The organism is Methylomonas lenta (assembly GCF_001644015.1).
GTDB classification, from domain to species: domain Bacteria; phylum Pseudomonadota; class Gammaproteobacteria; order Methylococcales; family Methylomonadaceae; genus Methylomonas; species Methylomonas lenta.
On sequence record NZ_LUUI01000079.1, the window covers coordinates 1 to 20181 of the forward strand.

At 46.2% G+C, this 20181-nt stretch carries 15 protein-coding genes; all 15 read right to left on the bottom strand.

Annotation, left to right across the window (positions count from 1 at the left end; all coding sequences use genetic code 11):
- Nucleotides 1–106: 106 nt before the first annotated feature.
- The 15 genes from A1359_RS05695 to A1359_RS05765 all read right to left on the bottom strand — a co-directional run bounded on the left by A1359_RS05695 (nt 107) and on the right by A1359_RS05765 (nt 19772).
- Nucleotides 107–499, bottom strand: coding sequence for a hypothetical protein (locus A1359_RS05695; RefSeq protein WP_066979324.1), 393 nt, complete (start codon nt 497–499; stop codon nt 107–109).
- A complete protein-coding gene (locus A1359_RS05700) occupies nt 499–2238 on the bottom strand; it encodes an Hsp70 family protein (protein ID WP_066979326.1) in 1740 nt (579 codons plus the stop codon). The genes A1359_RS05695 and A1359_RS05700 overlap by 1 nt, the downstream gene beginning before the upstream one ends.
- Nucleotides 2239–2255: 17 nt before the next feature.
- Entirely contained in the window at nt 2256–2906 is a 651-nt protein-coding gene (locus A1359_RS05705; protein WP_066979328.1) for a nucleotide exchange factor GrpE, read from the bottom strand.
- Nucleotides 2903–3241, bottom strand: coding sequence for a J domain-containing protein (locus A1359_RS05710; RefSeq protein WP_066979331.1), 339 nt, complete (start codon nt 3239–3241; stop codon nt 2903–2905). The genes A1359_RS05705 and A1359_RS05710 overlap by 4 nt, the downstream gene beginning before the upstream one ends.
- A gap of 13 nt (nt 3242–3254) precedes the next feature.
- Nucleotides 3255–5750 carry a hypothetical protein gene (locus A1359_RS05715; RefSeq protein ID WP_066979334.1) on the bottom strand — a complete coding sequence of 832 codons (2496 nt, stop codon included), beginning with the start codon at nt 5748–5750 and terminating at the stop codon, nt 3255–3257.
- A 136-nt stretch (nt 5751–5886) separates the two neighbouring features.
- The gene (gene bstC, locus A1359_RS05720) at nt 5887–6711 is read right to left on the bottom strand and encodes a sterol transporter outer membrane protein BstC (RefSeq protein ID WP_232322130.1); all 825 of its coding nucleotides are present in this window, start codon (nt 6709–6711) and stop codon (nt 5887–5889) included.
- Nucleotides 6701–7540 (bottom strand): sterol transporter periplasmic substrate-binding protein BstB, encoded by an 840-nt coding sequence (gene bstB / locus A1359_RS05725; protein WP_066979336.1) that lies wholly within the window; start codon nt 7538–7540, stop codon nt 6701–6703. The genes bstC and bstB overlap by 11 nt, the downstream gene beginning before the upstream one ends.
- The gene (bstA, locus tag A1359_RS05730) at nt 7540–10251 is read right to left on the bottom strand and encodes a sterol transporter cytoplasmic membrane protein BstA (RefSeq protein WP_066979339.1); all 2712 of its coding nucleotides are present in this window, start codon (nt 10249–10251) and stop codon (nt 7540–7542) included. Before bstA ends, bstB begins: the two co-directional genes overlap by 1 nt.
- 194 nt (nt 10252–10445) lie before the next feature.
- The gene (locus tag A1359_RS05735; RefSeq protein WP_066979340.1) at nt 10446–11759 is read right to left on the bottom strand and encodes an FAD-dependent monooxygenase; all 1314 of its coding nucleotides are present in this window, start codon (nt 11757–11759) and stop codon (nt 10446–10448) included.
- Between the two features lie 66 nt (nt 11760–11825).
- Nucleotides 11826–14102, bottom strand: a complete 2277-nt coding sequence (locus A1359_RS05740) for a terpene cyclase/mutase family protein (protein ID WP_232322131.1) — start codon at nt 14100–14102, stop codon at nt 11826–11828.
- A gap of 37 nt (nt 14103–14139) precedes the next feature.
- Nucleotides 14140–14742 (bottom strand): nuclear transport factor 2 family protein, encoded by a 603-nt coding sequence (locus A1359_RS05745; RefSeq protein WP_066979342.1) that lies wholly within the window; start codon nt 14740–14742, stop codon nt 14140–14142.
- 21 nt (nt 14743–14763) lie between these two features.
- Nucleotides 14764–16398 carry a cytochrome P450 gene (locus tag A1359_RS05750; RefSeq protein ID WP_066979343.1) on the bottom strand — a complete coding sequence of 545 codons (1635 nt, stop codon included), beginning with the start codon at nt 16396–16398 and terminating at the stop codon, nt 14764–14766.
- Between the two features lie 120 nt (nt 16399–16518).
- Nucleotides 16519–17667 (bottom strand): lipid-A-disaccharide synthase, encoded by a 1149-nt coding sequence (lpxB, locus tag A1359_RS05755; protein WP_066979358.1) that lies wholly within the window; start codon nt 17665–17667, stop codon nt 16519–16521.
- Between the two features lie 55 nt (nt 17668–17722).
- Nucleotides 17723–18820 (bottom strand): DegT/DnrJ/EryC1/StrS family aminotransferase, encoded by a 1098-nt coding sequence (locus A1359_RS05760; protein WP_066979361.1) that lies wholly within the window; start codon nt 18818–18820, stop codon nt 17723–17725.
- 13 nt (nt 18821–18833) lie between these two features.
- Nucleotides 18834–19772 carry a Gfo/Idh/MocA family protein gene (locus tag A1359_RS05765; RefSeq protein WP_066979365.1) on the bottom strand — a complete coding sequence of 313 codons (939 nt, stop codon included), beginning with the start codon at nt 19770–19772 and terminating at the stop codon, nt 18834–18836.
- Nucleotides 19773–20181 lie beyond the last annotated feature (409 nt).

Sequence of the window (20181 nt, forward strand, 5' to 3'; positions counted from 1 at the left end):
AAGTTCGTTGGCTGTGGGTGCGAATTTATTCGCATTGTGCGGATAAATCCGCACCTACACAGGATTCTTGCATATATATTCCATGCATATTCCTAAGGACTTATTTTTACTGCTCATCACGGTTAAGCGCCAAATGTTCAATCAAGCCAAGAAAACGCTGCAATGATTCATTGTCAGCCAGCAAGCTTCGCAAGCAAGCAACAGTTTGCCGGGCATCTGACCATTGTTTTTGCTCAATTTTTCCATAGAGCACTTGATATTGCTGATGAATCAAAAAATCCCGAAACAGCCGCGCTGCTTGAGTTTGCTGATAGCTCAAAGAGCGTTTGACTGCGGCAACAGCAATCTCGGCTTGGCCGGCACTCAGAGTTTGTAGCGCCAAGCTCAACCAGACTTGAGCCAGCTGCTCACAGCATAAGACACGACTTAACTCTGCCCCGCAACGCGGACAAATCGGTTCCGACTTAAGTCGCGCATGGCAACACGGGCAACGCTGCATCAGGACTCGAGATAATAAATGATGTCATTCAAGCGGCTAACCAAATCCTGCAAAGCGTTTTCATCGCTGGAATCTAAAAAGTCGGTAATGGTTTCAATTAAATCGACCATGTCTTCTTTGTCTTCTGCGGAGGCAGTGTCGAACAGTGATTCAGCTTTTTTGATCAGCTTCCTGGCCTGGGCAACGGTGGCGCTTTCCGGCTTGGCGTCGTTTTCATCGCTACTCTGTTGGTCAAACAAGCCATTAATACGCTGTTTGGCATCTGCCAATTCCTCTTCTTGAAAACCGGAAATCACGTTGTTGATGGTGATTGATTTCTCCAATCCGGTGGCTTTTTCGCGGGCCGACACATGCAACATGCCGTTCAAATCCAGATCCAGTGTCAGAGTAATAATGTTACCGGCAGGTACGTCCTGCAAATCTTCAACTATAAACTTGCCGATTTCGATATTGTTCAGCGCATCCGGGTCCTCGCCTTGGTAAACCGTCACGTCTACTACTCTTTGCCCATCCTGAAAAGTCATAAAGGCCTCAGATTTTCGGGTCGGCAATACGCTGTTTTTATGAATAATCGGAATAAACTGGAATGGGTAAGGTGCACCATCCAGATAGCCCATTGCGCTGGTACCATAGGTATAAGGTGTGACATCGACTAATACCGTATCAACATTCTGGCCGTTGATCATGGCCGCTTGCGTAGCGGCACCCATGGCGACACATAAATCGGGATCGACTTCACTGTGCGGCTCGAAACCAAATTCATCGAACAGCCTTTCCCGCACGCATGGTGTGCGGGTGGAACCGCCGACCAGGATGATTTCATCGATATCGGACGCGATGAGTTTGGCACCTTTGAGGGCAATGTGCACGGCATCCATGGTGGCATTGATATAGTCTTCGATCATGTCCTCATACAGCAAACGGGATAATTCCAGCGTAAGATGGATGGGGGCGCCGTCCTGCTCCAATAGATATTCTTCTTCGATTTGTGCGAAAGGCGCGTCGGACAACACCAGCTTGGCATTTTCCGCTGCCCGGGTGATGCGGGCCATCGCTTTGCTATGTTCGGCAACATCAATGCCATGCTGTGCTTGGATATGCGCTTGGATATGATTGATGATTTGTTGGTCGAAATCGTCGCCACCCAAATGATTGTCGCCATGACTGGACAACACTTCCACCACCCCGGCCTGCACATTGACCACCGACACGTCGAAGGTACCACCACCCAAATCGTACACCAGCATGCGTTTGGATTCGTGCTGGCCGCTGCCGTACACCAAAGCCGCAGCGGTCGGCTCGTTAATCATGCGCACGACTTCAAGTCCGGCAATTTGACCGGCTTCGTGTGTAGCTTGGCGCTGGGCATCGGAAAAATACGCCGGTACGGTAATCACAGCTTTGCTAATCGACCGGCCGACATAATTCTCTGCTATCGCCTTCAACCGTTTGAGAATAATGGCCGAAACTTCCTGTGGCGTGTAATGCTTGTCAGCCATTAGCACCTGAGTATCCTGGCCCATTAAGCGCTTAATGGATTTGATGGTGCGTTCGGGATAAATCAAATATTGGTTACGTGCAGTTTCGCCGACCAGAATTTTGCCGTTATCATCGATACCAACAAAGGAAGGCAATAATTTATTGCCAGCGTCTGTAATGACATGCACTTTGCCGTTCTCTACAATCGCCACTTCCGAGTTAGTGGTGCCCAGGTCGATACCGATAATAATTTCGTTCATAAAATGTTTGTTTAATTTTAGAGTTTGTTGACTTTGACTTCGGCCAAACGCAGTACTTGATCTTCGAATAGAAAACCTTTGCGCAATTCTTCCAGCACGATGCCGTTTTCCAGCTTGGAGTTTTGACCTATATCCAGTGTCGTCATGGTACGGGTATCGAAGGGTTTGCCAACACAATCGATAGGATAAACCCGCCGGCGCTGTAATAATTGCTCAAGACGTTTTAGAGTAATCTCCTGCCCTTTGCCAAATCCCTCAATGAAACGAACATCCTGTTTTTTCGAATGACTGAACAAGGCATTCACCGGCTTATAGTTTTGCATCATCTGATAACCTTCGCTCAAACGGTCGTAAATATCAACGATATCCAGCAACACCGTGCGCTCCAGTTCCCGCCGCTGTTGTTGCAGACGATCACCGGCCGCGGTCAATTGCTCATGCAGAGCTTGATTATCGATTTTGAGCATTTCCATCGCTTCATTCAAGCTGTCCAGCGTGGATTTGAACTGCCGCGATTCGGCTTTGACTTCGCTTTTTAAGCCGGCCAAGTCAGTAAATAAGACCGTCAGATCCGGTTGCTCAAGCGCCGATAAATGCGCAAAATCTGTTTGCTGTAAATACTGTTCTAAAGATGAGAGTAGTTCGTTTTTTGAGGTTTCGGTGTTCATGATGACTTGCTTGCTAAGATGCTTTCCAATACTTTTTCAACAGGCACTGCCTTTAAAAGCTGACAGAACTGGTCCGCAGACAAGGGCTTAAATGCGCTGGTTTGCCTGAAGGCCTGATCCAACAAAACATCAAAATCGGCTTCCGGCAATTGAAATAAGCCATAGCGCAGACGACTGTCTTGGTCTTTGATGGTTTCAAAAGCTTGTTGAATCAGCTGAAAGCGTTGCTGATCTCGATCGGGCGGGCTTTCTTTAACCCGTTGCAGATAAGCCTGCTTAATGTCGGCATCGGTGGCCTGCTCGCTTACACCAAGTGTTTGATAGGGTGATGTCATAGGGATAAGCCCATTAAAAGAATGGCAATGATGTCTGCGGGGTATCGTTTTCAAAACGATAGACAATATCTTCAACACTGATACTTATATCAATTTTCAGTAATTCCGCCGCCTTGACACAGGCCACCGCTGACATAAATACCGGATTATTGAACAGTGCCAGCAGTCTTTTAGACTCGATTTTTTTGCTGTATTGACGAACCATATCATTGATGAACTTATCGGGGTCGGTATCCATCAGGATATCTTGAACTTTCAAACCAATTTTATGCATCTGTTTTTCAGGCACATGGGCAAATAATTCATCGAAGACATCGTATGAGAATTCGTCCAGCGGGAAATCTTCGCCTAGAAAATCTTCATTAAATGGATTTTGATGATCTAGGGTGCTCTCAAGGAATCGGCCAATTAAAAATGCCGTTTTTTGATCGGCATCCTGTAGGGCTGAATTCTGGGCAAATTGCAAATTAAATACGGAGGTCATATTCAGGTTATTGGCATCACCATTACTTTCGGCAAAGACACGGAAGTACATCCAAATTGGCTTTTGCCATTTAGCTTGGGCGGGTTTTGCACAATGCCTTAATAATTCAAAATTCCGACTATCCGCCATTAACTGACACCAGGCTAACAGCAAGTCTTCGCTAAAATCCTGTTGCTGAATCGATTTTTTAATGGGCAGCTTGATTTTATCCAGGGCTTGGCATATCAGCGCACTATCCGGGACTTGTTCGGCATACTGCTTGATCAGCGTCATCAAGCGCGTCAATTGTGCAGGAGACAACAGATGTTCTTTGCTGGCTGGCAAGGCACGCATAAAAGAGGCTGACGGCAGCTCCAATAAAGCCGTTTCCATGCTGATCTGAAACTGGGCATTAACCGGATCTTGGTTGAGTTTTTCTACTGCAGCAACAATCTGCTGCATCCCCAGCAGTTTATCTTCCGCCACCCAGATATAAAAGCCCCGTAATAATTCGGCTTGGTAACGTAGGGTTTTCTCCAGCATTAATTGTTCGGCTGCTTGAATTTCTTTAGCCACCAAATGAAATTTTTCGGTTTTGATCAACCGCCGTGCATGCGACATATGACTAGCAAATAACAACTGCTTGGCCAAAGAGTTGACGGGGTCTATTTTCAATAATTTGGCTGCATAGCCAGTGGCTTTTTTAAAGGCTTTTTTGTCAGTGGCCGATTTGGCTGCACGTGCCAGAAAATCAATATCAGCCGGAAAATTTTGCAAACTTGTTTCCAACCAGGCTTGATATTCGCTAGGGTTGGCTTGAGTTTGCTGGTAATAATTCAATATTTTTAGATAGCTGTCTCTATCGTCGCTGTCGTAATTCAAACTATCGATGATTAATTCAATTGATTCTTCCAACGATACTCTGGCTGCCATGCGCCTTAAAATCAGAGCGATTTTTTTATCGTTTTCCGGCCGCTGTAGTTCCAATAAATCGATACAACGCCACCAGCAAAAGCCTGCTTCGTAAATGTTCTCGGCTTGTTCGTACAACAGGGCTTGAATCCTGTGCTCTTCGATACTGCCTTTTGCAGCAAACTGTTTTAGATAATCCTTGAGTCCGGCTGGATAATCGACCAGTATGCCCAGACAATAGGCTTGGGCCGCATCATTGCCAAACATTGATTTATGCTTTAGCACACACAAAAATTGGGCTTTAGCACTCGGTTGATCTTGTAGTTTTTGTAGAGCCTGCAAAAACTCAATCTGCGATTTACTCAACCCTTTTGCACGTTCTACATTGCGTCGTAAACCGCTATCGAGGCTGAGCACAGTATGCACAAAATCTGCACCTTGCTGCATAGTCGCCAGCACTGCATCCGCCAAGCATCGATAAGGTGAACTTACTGGGATTTTACCTAATATTGCTTGCGCTTGTTCGACTGAACTACTGCTGATCAACTGCGCTTTCAGCAAGCTTCTAAAATCACGAAACGCCGAACGAAACGGCAATTTTTGCAAGGCCAGCTCGCAATCGTTGTTTTGATTTTTTTGATAAACCAACAGCGCTTCCTGCACTACTGCCCAATGTACCAACAAAGCCGAATCTGCTGGTATATGCGCAGCAAGCTCAGTAGCCCCGCAGATCAGCAAAAAGCCCAAAGTAACGGCTAGCTCTGGATACTCTTCATCCAATTGTTTTGCCGTCAATTGCGCCAGTCCGGCATAAGCTTTTTGCGTGTTTTTAGCCGATAATTGCCAAAGGATATAAGCATCCAGAGCGATCAGTGGGGGCTCGGCCCACTCTGCGTAATTTTCCCATAACACGCCGGCCTCTTTCGGCATCCCTTTGGCCGACATGCCGAATGCTCTTTGTAAATAACATTGCGCCAACTGCTGCCGATGAAAAGAATTGTCCTCGCGTTTCAACAAGTACTTATACAATTCGGCAGCATCTTTATAACGGCCGGCAGAAAAATGCGCCAAGGCATTTTTCTCTATATTGTTATCAGCTGTGTCTATAGGCACTTTTGAGATTGATTTTTCCATGGTATTGAATTACTTAAAGGGATTTAGCCTTTGTGCACTGTCTGTTCTCTTTAGAGAAGTTTTCACTCATGCCATAGAACTGAAGGCATAAGATCAGATCAGCTGAATCGATAGGTACCGTGAATAATAACTATCTTTACTTAATGGGCGAAGCAATCTCTGCATGCTCCTGCGCAAACTCGTTGAATTCTGTGCCCCAGGGCTGTTTGTTATAACCCCAATCACCCTCTGCCAACAACTTTTCACCTAGGACAAATTCGGCTTTTGCCTGACTTAGACTAGTCTGATCGCCTTCTTCCCAAAGGGCCTGAGCATAAAACAGGTGGTTAAGTGGGTGGTTAGGATACTGATCGACAGCCTGTTTAAGCAACTCCAGCGCCTTGTCAAGATCACCGATACCTTTGGGCCAAGCCGGTGCTTTCAGATACAGCGCGCCTAAAAGGCGTAGCGGGCCGCCATCATCAATATCCGGACTCAAGGCTACTGCCTGCTTCATCTCATTTTCCAGGCGGTCAAGACTGCCCATAGCCAGTACAATATGATCACGTACCTTCAAACCAAGGTTGGCCGCCAGATAGTAATGCACCGCACCATCGCCCTGCCCGCCTTGCTCCAACGCGATTTCGGCAAATTTCACGCCTTCTGCAGCGAATTTTTCCCGCTTATCCTGGTTAGGTTCACGCTCTGCCAGAGTTAGACATAAGCGACTGCCAAGTGCTGTGCGCTGAATAGCTAAATCATGAGACTTTTGTAGCGTATTTATTGCACAAACCAATGTATGACTAGCGGTCAAAAAGCTAAGTTGGTTTTGTTCAGCAGCTATCGCTACAGCAGTTTGCTGGGGGCAAGCCTCCAGCTCAGTCTGGATAGCGGGGTGCGGGATTCCACTGCAGCCGGCCAGGAATAACAGCATTGCGACCCCAGGGATAAATCGTATGCTATGCAAACTATTATTGTCCATTCGCCCACAGTTTAACCATGGGTTCAAACAAGCTAGCGTCCACTGAATTGAAGGACTCCACCCCAAACAATTCGCAAAGTTTTTTACCCTCGGCGTCGGTACACATGGCTTCTAGTGCCTTGCCAAAACGAGCGCGCTCTTCCACCGATGTAGAGCCACTATTGGCCACCACCCCCATCAGCGGAATTTCCTCGGAAGTAAAGATAGCTTCCAGCGAGGTATCCATCTGTAGTGAACCCAGTCCGCCAAATTGTTGCTCGTTCAATATAACGGCATCCAACTCGCCTTTATTCAAAGATCGTAACGCACGTATGGCTTGATTGGACGGCTTTAGATCGAAAAAACTGGCCGGATCGTATTTCCCGGCAAACACAATTTTACCGACGAAGGCAGGTTCTTCCAAAACCGTACCCCCCAGCGTTTTGCCTTTCAGTTCATCCAGGCTCTTGAACTTATCTTTCTGAACCATTACCCGATAATGTTCACTAGTTTGGCCATTGATTTTGGGCTGAACTATCGGCACTAATTTGTGCTGATTTCGTAACTCCAAATACAATCCCAAAGAGGTAATGGCAAACTTAGGGTTATTGTCGGCTATCTGCTTCTTGCAATCATCTGATTTAGTCAGAAACACACTGTTAAAGCTATTTTCCTGCCACTGACCGACCCGCTCCACAACCCTCAACATGGAACTCATCGCCCCATTGGCCTCTTTGGCATTGACGGATCCACCGGGGTAACAAACCACGATCATTTCGGCATCCGGGGCGGCGCTTACAGAAAAGGGAGCCAATAAACTAGCAAGCATAATCAGATAGGATTTTCGCATTAAGGTTTTCTCTTCAAATCAAATAACTGTCCGATGGCCGGTGCCACTAAGAGCGTTGCGATCAAACAACAAATCAGTCCAATGGTGATACTTATGCCCAGTGAGGACAAGCCCCGGTAACTGGCTAAGGTGATGGCACCCAAACCTGCCAATGTGGTACCTGCGGCCAAACCAATTGCTTTGCCGACTGCCAGACTGACTTGAAAGGGCGTGCGGTCTTTCAAGTCGCTCCAGCGATAACTAAACCACACCCCGTAGTCCACTGCCAACGCAATCACTAGCGGCAAGGCAACGATGTTGGCGAAATTGTAGCGAACGCCGCTCACAGCCATCAAACCCAGCATCCAGCCGCCGCCAATCAGCAAGGGCAGCGCTGCCAAAGCGAAACCACGCACGCTACGCGTTACCGCCATGATCCAAAACAGGCAAAGCACCAGGGCCAACTGCGTGCCGTGAGAAAAGCCTTCAACCACGGTCTTGGAAAACACTTGATGCGTGGTCGGAAAACCAGTCGCTGCCGGCGAAACGCTATACACGTCATTTATCAAGGCATCCAAGTTAACAGCGTCATATACGGTTTTTGCCGGGAAGGCATAGACCGCGACGCTACCGTCTGCGCCAAAGAATCGATCATGCAATGCTGGCGGCAATTGTTCAGGAGCAAGCGTTTGTGCATGACGCCAGGCATTAATGACATTCAGTCCGTTATTTGCTGCAGCCAGCAAGGCACGTAAGAAACTTTCGCTCCGCAGTCGGCCTTGTTCACCATCAGTCTCGAGCCTAGTAGAAATGGCTAACAGTTGTTCGCGTACATGCTCCAATCTTTCGACTAAATTGGAATGACCTGCTGAGAATGCCTGCTCCTGGGCGTCATCAATGATAGCAGTACTGTTTTCAAGTAGCGCTCGCAACAACTTGAATGATGTTGCAGATATACCCGCCGCGTCAAGCTCGGCAACCTGCTTTACATAATCTGTTCGAGAAAACAATTCACCAATACTCAAAGCTTTGTGGAGGCGTGTGTCGGCATCCTCGGGAAACAAGTTGGTCAGCGATTGCACTTGGGCAATCGTCTTCAGCTGGTCCGCCTCGCGGGAGATTCGCCTAGCCTCGGCCATATTCTTGGCGGTGAAAATGATGACTTCGGCCTGGAAATCACTCTCAGCCACCATCCGGCGTTGATAATAGGCCGCCTGAGAATCCTTGGGCAACATCCCCAACAAGTCGTAGTCGAAAGGGATGTTGAGGCCTTTCACGCCACCGAAAATGGCACCGCCGATAGCCAATGTCACGATAACTACCGCGACAGGCATGGGAAACCGCCCTCTCCCTACCGGAGGGAGAGAGGTGGGAATAATAGCCGTTGGCGGAATGTCTTTCAGCTTGGGCGGTAACAAAGCGTAGAGTGCAGGCTGAACTATCCAGGTGCTGACCAAGGTCATCAGCACGCCTGTGGCCGCTATCATACCTAGCTCTGAAAACCCGGGGAAATCAACCGTGAGCAAGGCACTGAAGATCAGCAGCGCGGCTCCACCCGCAGTAAGCACTGCTTTAAAAGATGAGCCGATGCCGGCACCAATGGCTTCCACCAAGGGTTTACCTGCCTGTCGTTCTTCGGTAATACGCGACGAGGTAAAGATACTGTAGTCCGCCCCCAAACCGAACAGGATAGCGATAAAGGCAGCGGTGATGATCGTTAGGTGGCCGACCATGAACAGAGTCAGGCCCAAACTAAACACGACCCCCAGCCCGATAGGGATAAAAATCAGCACGGCCCAGCGAAAACTACGCACCACCAGCAGGATTAAGGCGATAACCAGGCCAGCTGAGGTGAATGACACCAGCGCGATATCCTTGCGGATATTAACGTATTCCTCATACTCGACAGCTGGCAAGCCGGTCAGACCTATAGTGGGTGGCGTTTGTCCGGCCGTTTTGGCTTGTTCGGCCAACGCAGCTGATACCTGTTTGACTTTATCGACAAAAGGGCCAAGTTCCTCGAAATTCCCGGAAGTGTTCTTCGGGTGAACGAACAAAAACAGCATGCGTCCGTCGTGCGAAGTAAAGTAACCATCGGCCATGCTACCCGCACCGTTTTTGACCAGCAGCCGATTCCAGTCCAAGTTGGATGGCACGTTTTCTGCGGACAGCCAGCGCTGCCATTCTTCCAGGAAAAATGCCCCCAAATTCAAGCCCGCTTCGACAGTTTGCAGATCAGTGTCCATCCCACCTAGTGGTGGGTGGTTTTTACTCCAATCCAAGACTTTGCTCAGATATTTTTCTAGTCCGCCGCCGTCCGGAATGGGCTGTTCCGCCATCGCCGCCAACTTGTCCAGACCTTCGGGCGGCATTAGCAAATAGGCATGCTGCAGGAAAAACCTCATGTCTAGGTGAGAGGTTGCCTGGTCGATTTCGGGTTCTGATCGCAGCTTAGCGGCCAAGTTGTCGGCAAAAGCCTCTAATTCACTAGACTGCGCACCCTCCAGAACCACCATCAGATCCGATGCAGCGCCGAAATTATTCAAGAAGTCGTTGAATCGCTTCGCCACCGCCGTATTCTGCGGCAGCAGCGCCAGACGTGAAGTGTAAACAGGGAGTTGCGCCGTCGCCCAACCTGCCAGAATCGACAATATCAGAGCGCCGCCCAACACCCACCAAGGGTTTCGGGCAAAGAATTCGGCGAATTTAGCGGTGCGTTGGGCGATTTTCATAGGAAGCAGATTCTATTAATCAATTTTCGCCAATAATGAATCATGTTGACGTAAGGAGGCAGCTGGCTTATGTAAGGAATGTCAGGTCTTGGCTTATCGTAATATTCTTAAATAACACGAATCAATTCATTGATTGATTAATCCGCAATTGCAATCATAAATCGTTAATCTGGAAAGCAAGATAAAAATCTCAATTACGAAAGTTCATTTTTTATCAATGGCTTAATAATAACAAATGCATCTTTCAGGAGCTTTAAGGCCTTAGGTATATTCGAAATGCTTTGCTGTAGTAAATTACAGGCACCGAACACCGCCAAAAAACAGAATTGTTTTATCAATGAGAAATGCTTCCTGTTCAAACCGGCCAAAACAGCAATCGACTCTTGCGCGTTAGCCCCACCACACTGTAGGTATTTAAATACAGCCGTTTTAAGTAAATCATTAGACATCACTGCGTACAGCGCATTGGCAAGTATATTGAGATTGGCGTTTGCCCGCTTTCTGTCACGGTAATAGGCCTCGATTTTTTCGTGAATCAAATCGGTATTCTTGAAATCAGGCATAGCCAATAAATGCGCACTTAATATCTGAATATCCGAAAACACAGCTGTCAAACCGCCGCCGGTCAAAGGGTGACGCATATTCAAAGCATCACCCAACATGACCGCACCCTTTCGTACTATGGGTTTTGCCGCCATGTAATGATTAGGCATCACCTTAAACCCGCCCTCTTGTATGGCTTGTGCATAACTGCTACGCATACATTCGGGAATATAAGGGGTTACATTGGTATCCAAATGCTCTTGCAGCAGATTCTTTCTAGGCAGTTGTTCGCCAGGAAAATCAATTAAAAGCCTGACTTCATTGTCGGAAATTGGATAACAAATAAACGGTGTGGGCCCAGATAAAAACACATGCCCATGCTTTGGAAAAGGCATTTCACAATCTTTTAATATCAAGCCGATAAAATAAGACGTTACTGTTTTTTGATTATTACTGAGATGCGCTCTAAAATTGGAAAAAAAGCCATCACTAGTAATAGTTAAGGGTGCATAAATGGACTTAATCTGAGAGGTAATCGATTCCCGATAACTTACACCAATAATTTCATTTCTTTCATTTTCCAATAGCTGCAATGCTTTGCCATGTATTTGCGTAACTGATGAATTTTCCAGAGCGGAGGCTCTTATTTGCTGCAAAAAACGACCATTATGCAAGCCAATGCCTTCATGCTGAGAGGGGTAAGGAATAGTAGTTTTTTCGTTACCCTGCAGCAAAGCATAACCTTTGACAGTTTGCGCCTCAAAACCATCTAACAAATGACTGAGTCCCATTTGCTCAAGCGACAACACCGCACCGGGTTGCAACAATTCACCGACAATTCGCTTTTTTTCTTTATAGCAATGATCGATCAAAGCAATCTTAATGCCTTTGGGTGCGAGATAAGCGCTGATGGTAGCACCCGCCATGCCTGCGCCGATAATACAAATATCGAACTCTTCTTTCATATTGAATTACTTAACACACACGCATTAAATTGCATTGATTCTTTTATCATCTCTAAACACTAATTACTAAACATACTGATTACAATACCGACTTAATGCCCATATAGGAAATATATTCCTATAATTAGCATAGGTAATCATGCAGTTATAATTAAAAACACCAGAAATATTTTCCTGGGGCCAATCGCCAATATCGGTTTGTCTGTTCAGCAATAGTTTTACGCCCGACTCGATAATCTTTTTATCGGCAAAATCCGCCGACATTAATGCAAGCAAAGCCCAGGCAGTATTAACCACTTGAGAGGTGACTGCCTCGCTATAAACCTGCTTAGAACACGATTCAAAAGTCTCTCCCCAGCCGCCATCAACTTTTTGTTTGGCCACTAAAAATGCGCAAGCTTTGTTTAAGCTATCCGTTAAAATTGCATCGTCAACATAAGCCTTAGCTTTGGCCTTGCAGATAGCTTCTACGCCAAACCAGGTGGCATAAGTAAAACAGACCGCCCAGCCACCATACCAGGAGCCATCAGGTTTTTGTTGCTTAAGAATAAAACCAATACCTGAGGTAATGGCTTTGCGTATTTCACTGGCTTTATAGCCAGGAAAGATTTCCTGAATTTCCAGCAAAGAAATCACACAAGCCGCCGTGCACTCGGTCCATGAATAGTCGACCATTATATCGGCAAACACTTCAGATGGATTGAGTTTTTCCAGCCATTTCGGCGCACGTTTCAATTCATACGTCGGCCAGCCTCCATCAGTATTTTGATAAGAAAGAATAATGTCAACAGCTTGTTTAATACGCGGCTCATCTATCACCGGCTTTACCAAACCAGAATGATGCACCGCTAAGGTTGCACTCAAACCTTCTGCCGTGCAGTCCGCAACCGGCCAGCCATTTTCAGTCGTAGAAAAAGGCCAACTACCTATCATGGGATGACGAAAAAATTCGGCATGCGTAGCATGTTCGGCTTTAATTTGCGACAAGTCGATGAACTGATAGCTTTTTGCGATAGTTGCAGGAAATAGCTTACCCACCTCACTTTCCAATATCGCCCGGGTTGCAAAAGCAGTATCCCAGAGCTGCGAGCCGTTATAGCCCTTCATTTTCATGCCATCTTCAGCAACCCATAAATAATCGTACCAACGCGCTACATGCTGTTTAAATTGCTTAGAATTTTTACCATAGGCATGCCAAATACTAATAGAGTTGATAACCTGATTGACCGGCCCGATATTGATGTAGTTGGTTTGCTCATCCTCGGCTTGCAGATATTTTAAAATATAATCAGTAGCTTTTTTTCTAAGCCAGTTACATTTAAACTTTTCGTAATTATTAGTGAATAAATTCATCCACTTAAGCACTGGCGACAACTTGGTGTAAGCATCTTTTTCGCATAAGGCATTACGCTGTTTCGGCCAGTCAATAGCGGCAAAATCTTCGTTAAAAATTTCCTCACGCAACGACAATATCAACTCATTTTCCGGCATTTGAATGCGCTGTGCATAACAATAGGCCATAGGCAAATAAACCATGCGACTATGACACCAATAACGCCAGGGATGTACCGGCAACCATTTTGGGAACAACCACATTTCGGGAAACAGGCTGTTAAAACCTTCCCAGTCAAATAAATTCAAAATAGCTAGATAAAACTTTCCCCAAGATGGAATACCGGTTGCACCGCCATGACTTTTGATCCACGCCCTGGCTTTTACCAATTGCTGATGACTTTTATCGACCCCCAGAATCCGCAACGAGACATATTGCATGACAGTGCCAAACATGGTCGACTCGCCTTCAATATGCATACCCCAGCCGCCATCTTTATTTTGATGATTGAATAAATAAATCTTCATCATTTCTTGATGCGGCTTGGGAAACGGCGTATCTGAAATATAAGCGGCTATCAGCAAACCAGGCAAGAGAAATAGCGGGCCGCCATAATCACCCGGCCAATGCCCATCGTCATTTTGCAGACAAGAAAAATAGTTGATGCCTTTGATCAGAGCATCGATGACTGCTTGCTGTTCCGGATTTTCTGCCTGCGGCATTTGCCCAGAATATGGTTTGAAATTGGCGTTAATGGCCGCGTGTCTAAAAACCTTATCGGCGGAATTAGGATTGCTGGATTTATCAAACCGAAAGTCTGTAGAAAACTGTGCTATTTCCTCAGCTGTAATGTTTTCGACATTTTGCAAATGCTCATCGATAGGGTTTGAGCCGGGTTTGCATGCCCAAATATGCCGTCCCTTCTCGGTGAGTAGTTGCCAATTTTTCCAACTAGGTTTTACATTCAGCATAGATTCTTCTGAGGCGACTTTTGCTAGATTAAGCGACATATACCATTGTTTGAAAAATGGCGGTTATAAATATCGTTTATTGATTAAACAAAGCAATACGAACCATGGCCAGTAAACCTTTCAGTTTTTGCCATAAGCCAGGCTGCTTGCGTAAACGCTCATGACCAGGCAACAGCTGACCTTTGGCTAATTTACCAATTTTCTTTTTCACGGCAGGATCGAGCTTGCCGTCGGCGGCCAATTCAAAAAACAAGGCCTTAACATTACCTAAATCAAAAAAATCCCGCTGCCATTCCCATTTGAAATTGCCACCATAGCGAAACCAGGAGCCGCCTATGCCCGCCACTTCATAATGCGTACCATCTTCACGTAGCGCAGGCGATACCTGTCGCCACAAACCTATGACTTCACCTTGTTTTTCATCAATCAAGATACGGTGATACGGATAACGCCATTCTTCAAAGCCTTCCATTTGCACCCCTAAAGCCCATTCTTCTATCTGTTTGCGACTGCGGGCTACGAACTCTTCATTAGGGCCAATATTCCAGCGATACTCTGCATCATCGGTATACATCGCACCTAAAAATTTGGGCCAATTACCTTCCTTTTCAGCGTCACGATTTGCCTGCAACCAACGCTCAACCATTTCTTCAAGTTCTGCTCGGGGATATGCGGTCATTCTCTGTCTCTTTTAGTACGTTCAGTTGAGTTTAATTTTAATGGCTTTAGTTGGGCAATACTTTTCAGCTTGTTGAGCTTTGAACAGCAAATCAAGCTGTGGTTGCTCTTGTAAAACAGTTAAATTCCCGGCGTCGTCAACCTGAAAAAGCTCAGGCGCTTCCGTCATGCAAGTGGCATGACCCTGGCAAAGTTCTTTGTCTATTTGTATTGTAAATCCATAATCAGCTTGCCTGCTTTCTTGACCATCAGGCTGTGCTATTGACTCAGCAGCCTGCTCGTTGATATTTTTACGTTTTACATAGCGCACACGGCACGGCGACAAAGGCTGCACCACCATTTGGGTAAAATCGTCCTGATAGCTATCTTTTTCGTTAATCAATTCAAACGTATATCGGCGCAGCAAAATACTGAAAATAGCCTTTAGTTGCAACATGGCAAACGCATTGCCACTGCATTTATGTTTACCGCCACCAAAAGCAATCCAGCTATATGGCTTGGCATCTTCCTGCCGCGCATCAGAATAGCGATCCGGATCAAACTTTTCCGGATCAGGAAAAACCTCAGCGATACGATGCGAAACCCTAGGCGATGCGCATACGTATTTGCCAGCTTTAACGGTATAGTCTTTAAAGTGAAAATCCTGCATCACTTTACGAATCAAAAATATCAAAGGTGGATGCAGGCGCAACACTTCTTTAATTACACTTTCCAACACTGGAATTTCACGTAAAGATTGAAAAGTCACTTCACCATCGACACCAAAGTGTGTATCCAGCTCATCCAATACCTGAGCCATATTTTCAGGCCGACGCGCCAATTCAAGCAATGTCCAGGCCGCTGTGCCTGCCGTTGTATGGTGCCCGGCAAAAATGGTACCGATTAACATGCCGGTTATCTCATGCGCAGATAAGCTGCTGCCATCATCGTATGTAGCATCGATGAGCAATTGAAATGCATCCTCGCTTTTTTCTGTTTTCTGCGCTCTTTTGGCAATGATGCCGGTGACTAATTCTTGCAATCTGGCGCGCGCTTTATCACGACGACGAAAAACGGGTAAGGGCAAATACGGAAACACAAAAGCCAGAGGATTTACGCCTTTTTCAAGATCATGGTAAATTTTGGCGAATTCTTCATTCAGTTCATACCGAAATTCATCACCCAACAGGCAATGGCTGGAGGTGTAAATGGTGAGTTCCTTCATGAATTCCAGCAAATCTATTTCGCCGGTATCACCCCAGTTAGCGATCATCTCTTCAACTTCCTGAACGATGACCTGGGCATAACCCCGCATTGGCTTATCGCGTAACACCGGCATCAGCATTTTAAGCTGCTGGTCTTTTTTATGCGGCGGCGCATCAAAAACCACGCCCTTGCCAAAAATAGGCGTCATAATTTTATACGCCTGGCTTTGATCGAGCTGAGCGTCTGGGGCACGAAAAAACGCTTCATTCGCTTCAGGGCCGGTCATCAGCACCATTTTCTGATGAAACATGCGGAATTCACCGATTTCGCCCAATGTATTTCTAAGCCTCATCATGTAATCAAAAGGATTTTTACCAAATTCCAGCATATGCCCTAAAAGCGGCAAGGCGCCCGGCATTTTGGGCGGCTGCTGATCAGGGGAAATAGTTTTTTCAGTATTCGTGGTGGTCATAACTCGATTTTGGTAAATTCATGCACTAATAGCACTGATAATGTAAGCCACTTGCCAAAGAAATAACAAAAAGTAGCTACTAGAAAAATGCGCCATGGATCGCTGGTAAATACATCGGGCTCAACTCTGTTTCAACATTTCCAATGCCAAATCGGCCATGTTTTTAGAGCCGCCGCCCGCCCCTAACAAGACTTTCACCCGCTGCAATTCAAGCAAAGCTCTATGGCGATAGCCTGCATCGCTTAGTAAACGCTCAAGTTCATCCGCTAAATTCTGAGCAGTCAGCGCATCTTGAATCAATTCCTTTGCGATAGATTTACCGGCAATGATATTAGGCAAACCAATAAATGGAATTTTTACCAGTTGCTTGCCCAGCCAATAACTCAAAGGCGACAGACGATAGGCAATCACCATCGGCACTTGCAGCAAGGCAATTTCTAGAGAAGCTGTGCCGGATGTCGTCATAACAGCATCACAACATTGAATGGCATCGTAGGCTTGCTGTTTGATGAGTTTAATCGGTATAGGAAAACCCTGTAAATGTTCTTGTAAAACTTCGTCGCTGATGGAATCGGCCTGCGGCAACACAAATTGCAAATCCGCTTGGCGCTTAGCCAAAGTTTTAACCGCATCCAACATGACCGGCAACATGCGCTTTATTTCATTGGCGCGACTGCCCGGCATAACGCCAATGACAGGGCGGGAGGCATCTAGACCAAACATCTCCATGTCGTCTTGTTTGCTGTGTATGGGGTGCACTTTGTCAACCGAAGGATGCCCTACATAGCGTACAGGTACATTTTCAGCTTCATAATAAGCGGTTTCAAACGGAAAGATAACCGCCATCATGTCGATGGCTTTGCCGTACGTCACTACTCGCCCCGGTCGCCAAGCCCAAACTTGCGGACTGACGTAAAATAATACTTTTACGCCGTGCCGCTTGGCAAACTGCGCCAGTTTTAGGTTAAATTCCTTATAATCCACGCAGACCAATAAATCCGGTTTTTCGCTGGCGACTATGTGCTTCATTAATTTAAGCGCGCGTCGAATCTCAGTGTAATGCTTAAGAATTTCGACCAGCCCAATCACGCCAATTCCGGAAGAATCAAACCGAATATCAATCCCAACCTGCCGCATTTTATTGCCGCCCATACCGATACCACGCAAAGCAGGCGATTGTTTTTGCAACTCCTGGAACATATGCGCAGCATGTTGATCGCCGGAGGATTCGCCGGCGCTGAATAACACGGTATACGATGGATTAGACATGCTGTATTGGATGTTGAACTGCGTGATGCTTAGCTCAACCTACGAAGTTGAATCATCAGTCAGATAGAGCCGTGCGAATAACGCTGACGATCTGCTTAACGGTTTCATCGCTTAAATTTGCGCAAATTGGTAGCGAGAAACAGTGCGCGGCGATTGATTCGGTGACAGGTAGTGACAATCCTTCACATTCATCTTTGAATACATTCTGCTGATGTAAAGGCACTGGATAATAAACAGCGCAGCCAATTTGCTTATCCTGCAAGGCTTTCATCACCTCATCGCGTCGATCGCATAACAAGGTGTATTGATGATAGACATGCACACCAACTCCATCTTCATAGGGTGTGGTCAGCGGTAAATCGGCCATCAACTCGGAATACAAATGTGCAGCATGTCGGCGAGCGGAATTATATTGATCGATGCGTTTTAACTTCGCGCGCAAAACTACCGCTTGTAATTCATCCAGCCGACTATTGTAACCAACCACATCATGATAATAACGCACATCCGAACCATGATTGCGGTATTGCTTGATTTTGGCTGCGGTATCATCGCAATTTGTCACCACCAAACCACCATCACCAAAACAGCCCAGGTTTTTGCTAGGGAAAAAACTAAATCCTGCTGCATCCCCAAAGCTACCGGTTTGTTGACTGCTGACTGTGGCACCAAATGATTGCGCGCAGTCTTCAATCAGTTTTAAATCATGTTTTTCACAAATTGCCTTAATGGCATACAAATCTGCAGGCTGGCCGAAAAGATGTACCGGCATCACCGCTTTGGTTTTGGGGGTGATGGCTTTCAATATATTTTCAGGCGTAATATTGAAAGTACCGGGATCGACATCAACAAATACCGGTGTTGCTCCTACATATTTGATCGCTTCGGCGGTCGCGATAAAGGTAAAAGCACTGGTGATAACTTCATCACCGGGGCCAATACCTACAGCACGCAAAGCCAAATGCAGCGCATCGGTACCGGATGCACAACCAATAGCATGCTTTACTCCCAAATAATGAGCCGCTTCTTTTTCAAAGGCCTGCACATTCGGCCCCAGGATAAATGCGCAGTTGTCTAATGTTTCAGTAAAGCCACTAAGAATTTCGTCTTGAATTTCAGAGTATTGCGCTTTTAGATTAACCATGGGGATCATAGATTTCTACCCTTTATCCGTGCTTTAAAAAATGAGTAATTTCGATGGCGGTCGCCAACGCCCTACGCCCTGCCTCACCCGGCACCCGCGGATTGTCGCCGGTATTGATGCAATGTACGAAATGCTTAATTTCTTCCAGCAGCGCATCGCCATTTTCAAATACCGATTCCTCGGTGAGGATTTCCGGTATGCCGGGAAACATTTCCTTTTCGCCCGTCCGATGTTTGATCAACACTCTGTTTTGAAAATCCACCGAAATATATGAACAAGGCCGGAACATGCGCATTTTGCGTTCCATTTTCATGCTGATTCGGCTAGCCGTGACATTGGCTACACAGCCATTTTTGAAGGTGATGCGGGCATTGGCAATATCGGTGCCCTGAGTCAAAACCGCAGTACCGCTGGCATCAATCCGCACTACTTCAGAATCGACCAGTGCCAGAATAATATCGATATCATGGATCATCAAATCCAATACCACACTCACATCATTGGCGCGTGGATTAAACGGCGACAAGCGGTGCGCTTCGATAAACAATGGCTTGTCTTCCATCTCTTCCAAGCCAAGCACAGCAGGATTGAAACGCTCGAGATGCCCAACTTGCAAAATCACATTTTTTTCTTTAGCTATGGCAATCAGCTCATCAGCTTCTTCTATCGTAACGGTAATGGGTTTTTCGACCAGAACATGACAGCCTGCATTCAGAAAATCACACGCTACTTTATGATGCAAGCTGGTGGGAACCACGATACTGACGGCGTCGATCTGCCCCAATAACGATTGATAATCCGTCATGGCCTGCGCACCATGCAATTGCGCTACTTGCGCAGCCGCTTCAGGGTTTATGTCAACTACTGCGACTAATTCACATCCCTTTAAAGATGCATATTTTTCCGCATGAAATTTCCCCAAATATCCTGCACCAATCACGGCACATTTCAGTTTACTCATAGCTAACCTGACATAGATTTATCGCGCCCAAAACCGTGCTAAGGGCCATGGCATAAAGCCGTGCATTGTACCATTAGATTGATACTCGAATACGTTGCATATCAAATGCGAAAGAGCTCTGAGACAAGTTAATTTAAAAACTGAATTTTCCCGCTTTTAGCAGGAAACCAGGCGGGATTCAAGATTAAAAAATATCAACCCAAAAAATGATTTATCGCAAAACCACTAGCATTTAAAACGCTTGCTAATGGCTGCGATAAATTGAAAAACACTATGATACTTAATAGTTGCAGCTCAATGGCTGCACAAGCAGCATCGCTAAGGAATGCGCATGAAACAAGTTCGCCGGCTGTGGGTGCGAATTTATTCGCACTGTGCGGATAAATCCGCACCTACACAGGGTTCTTGC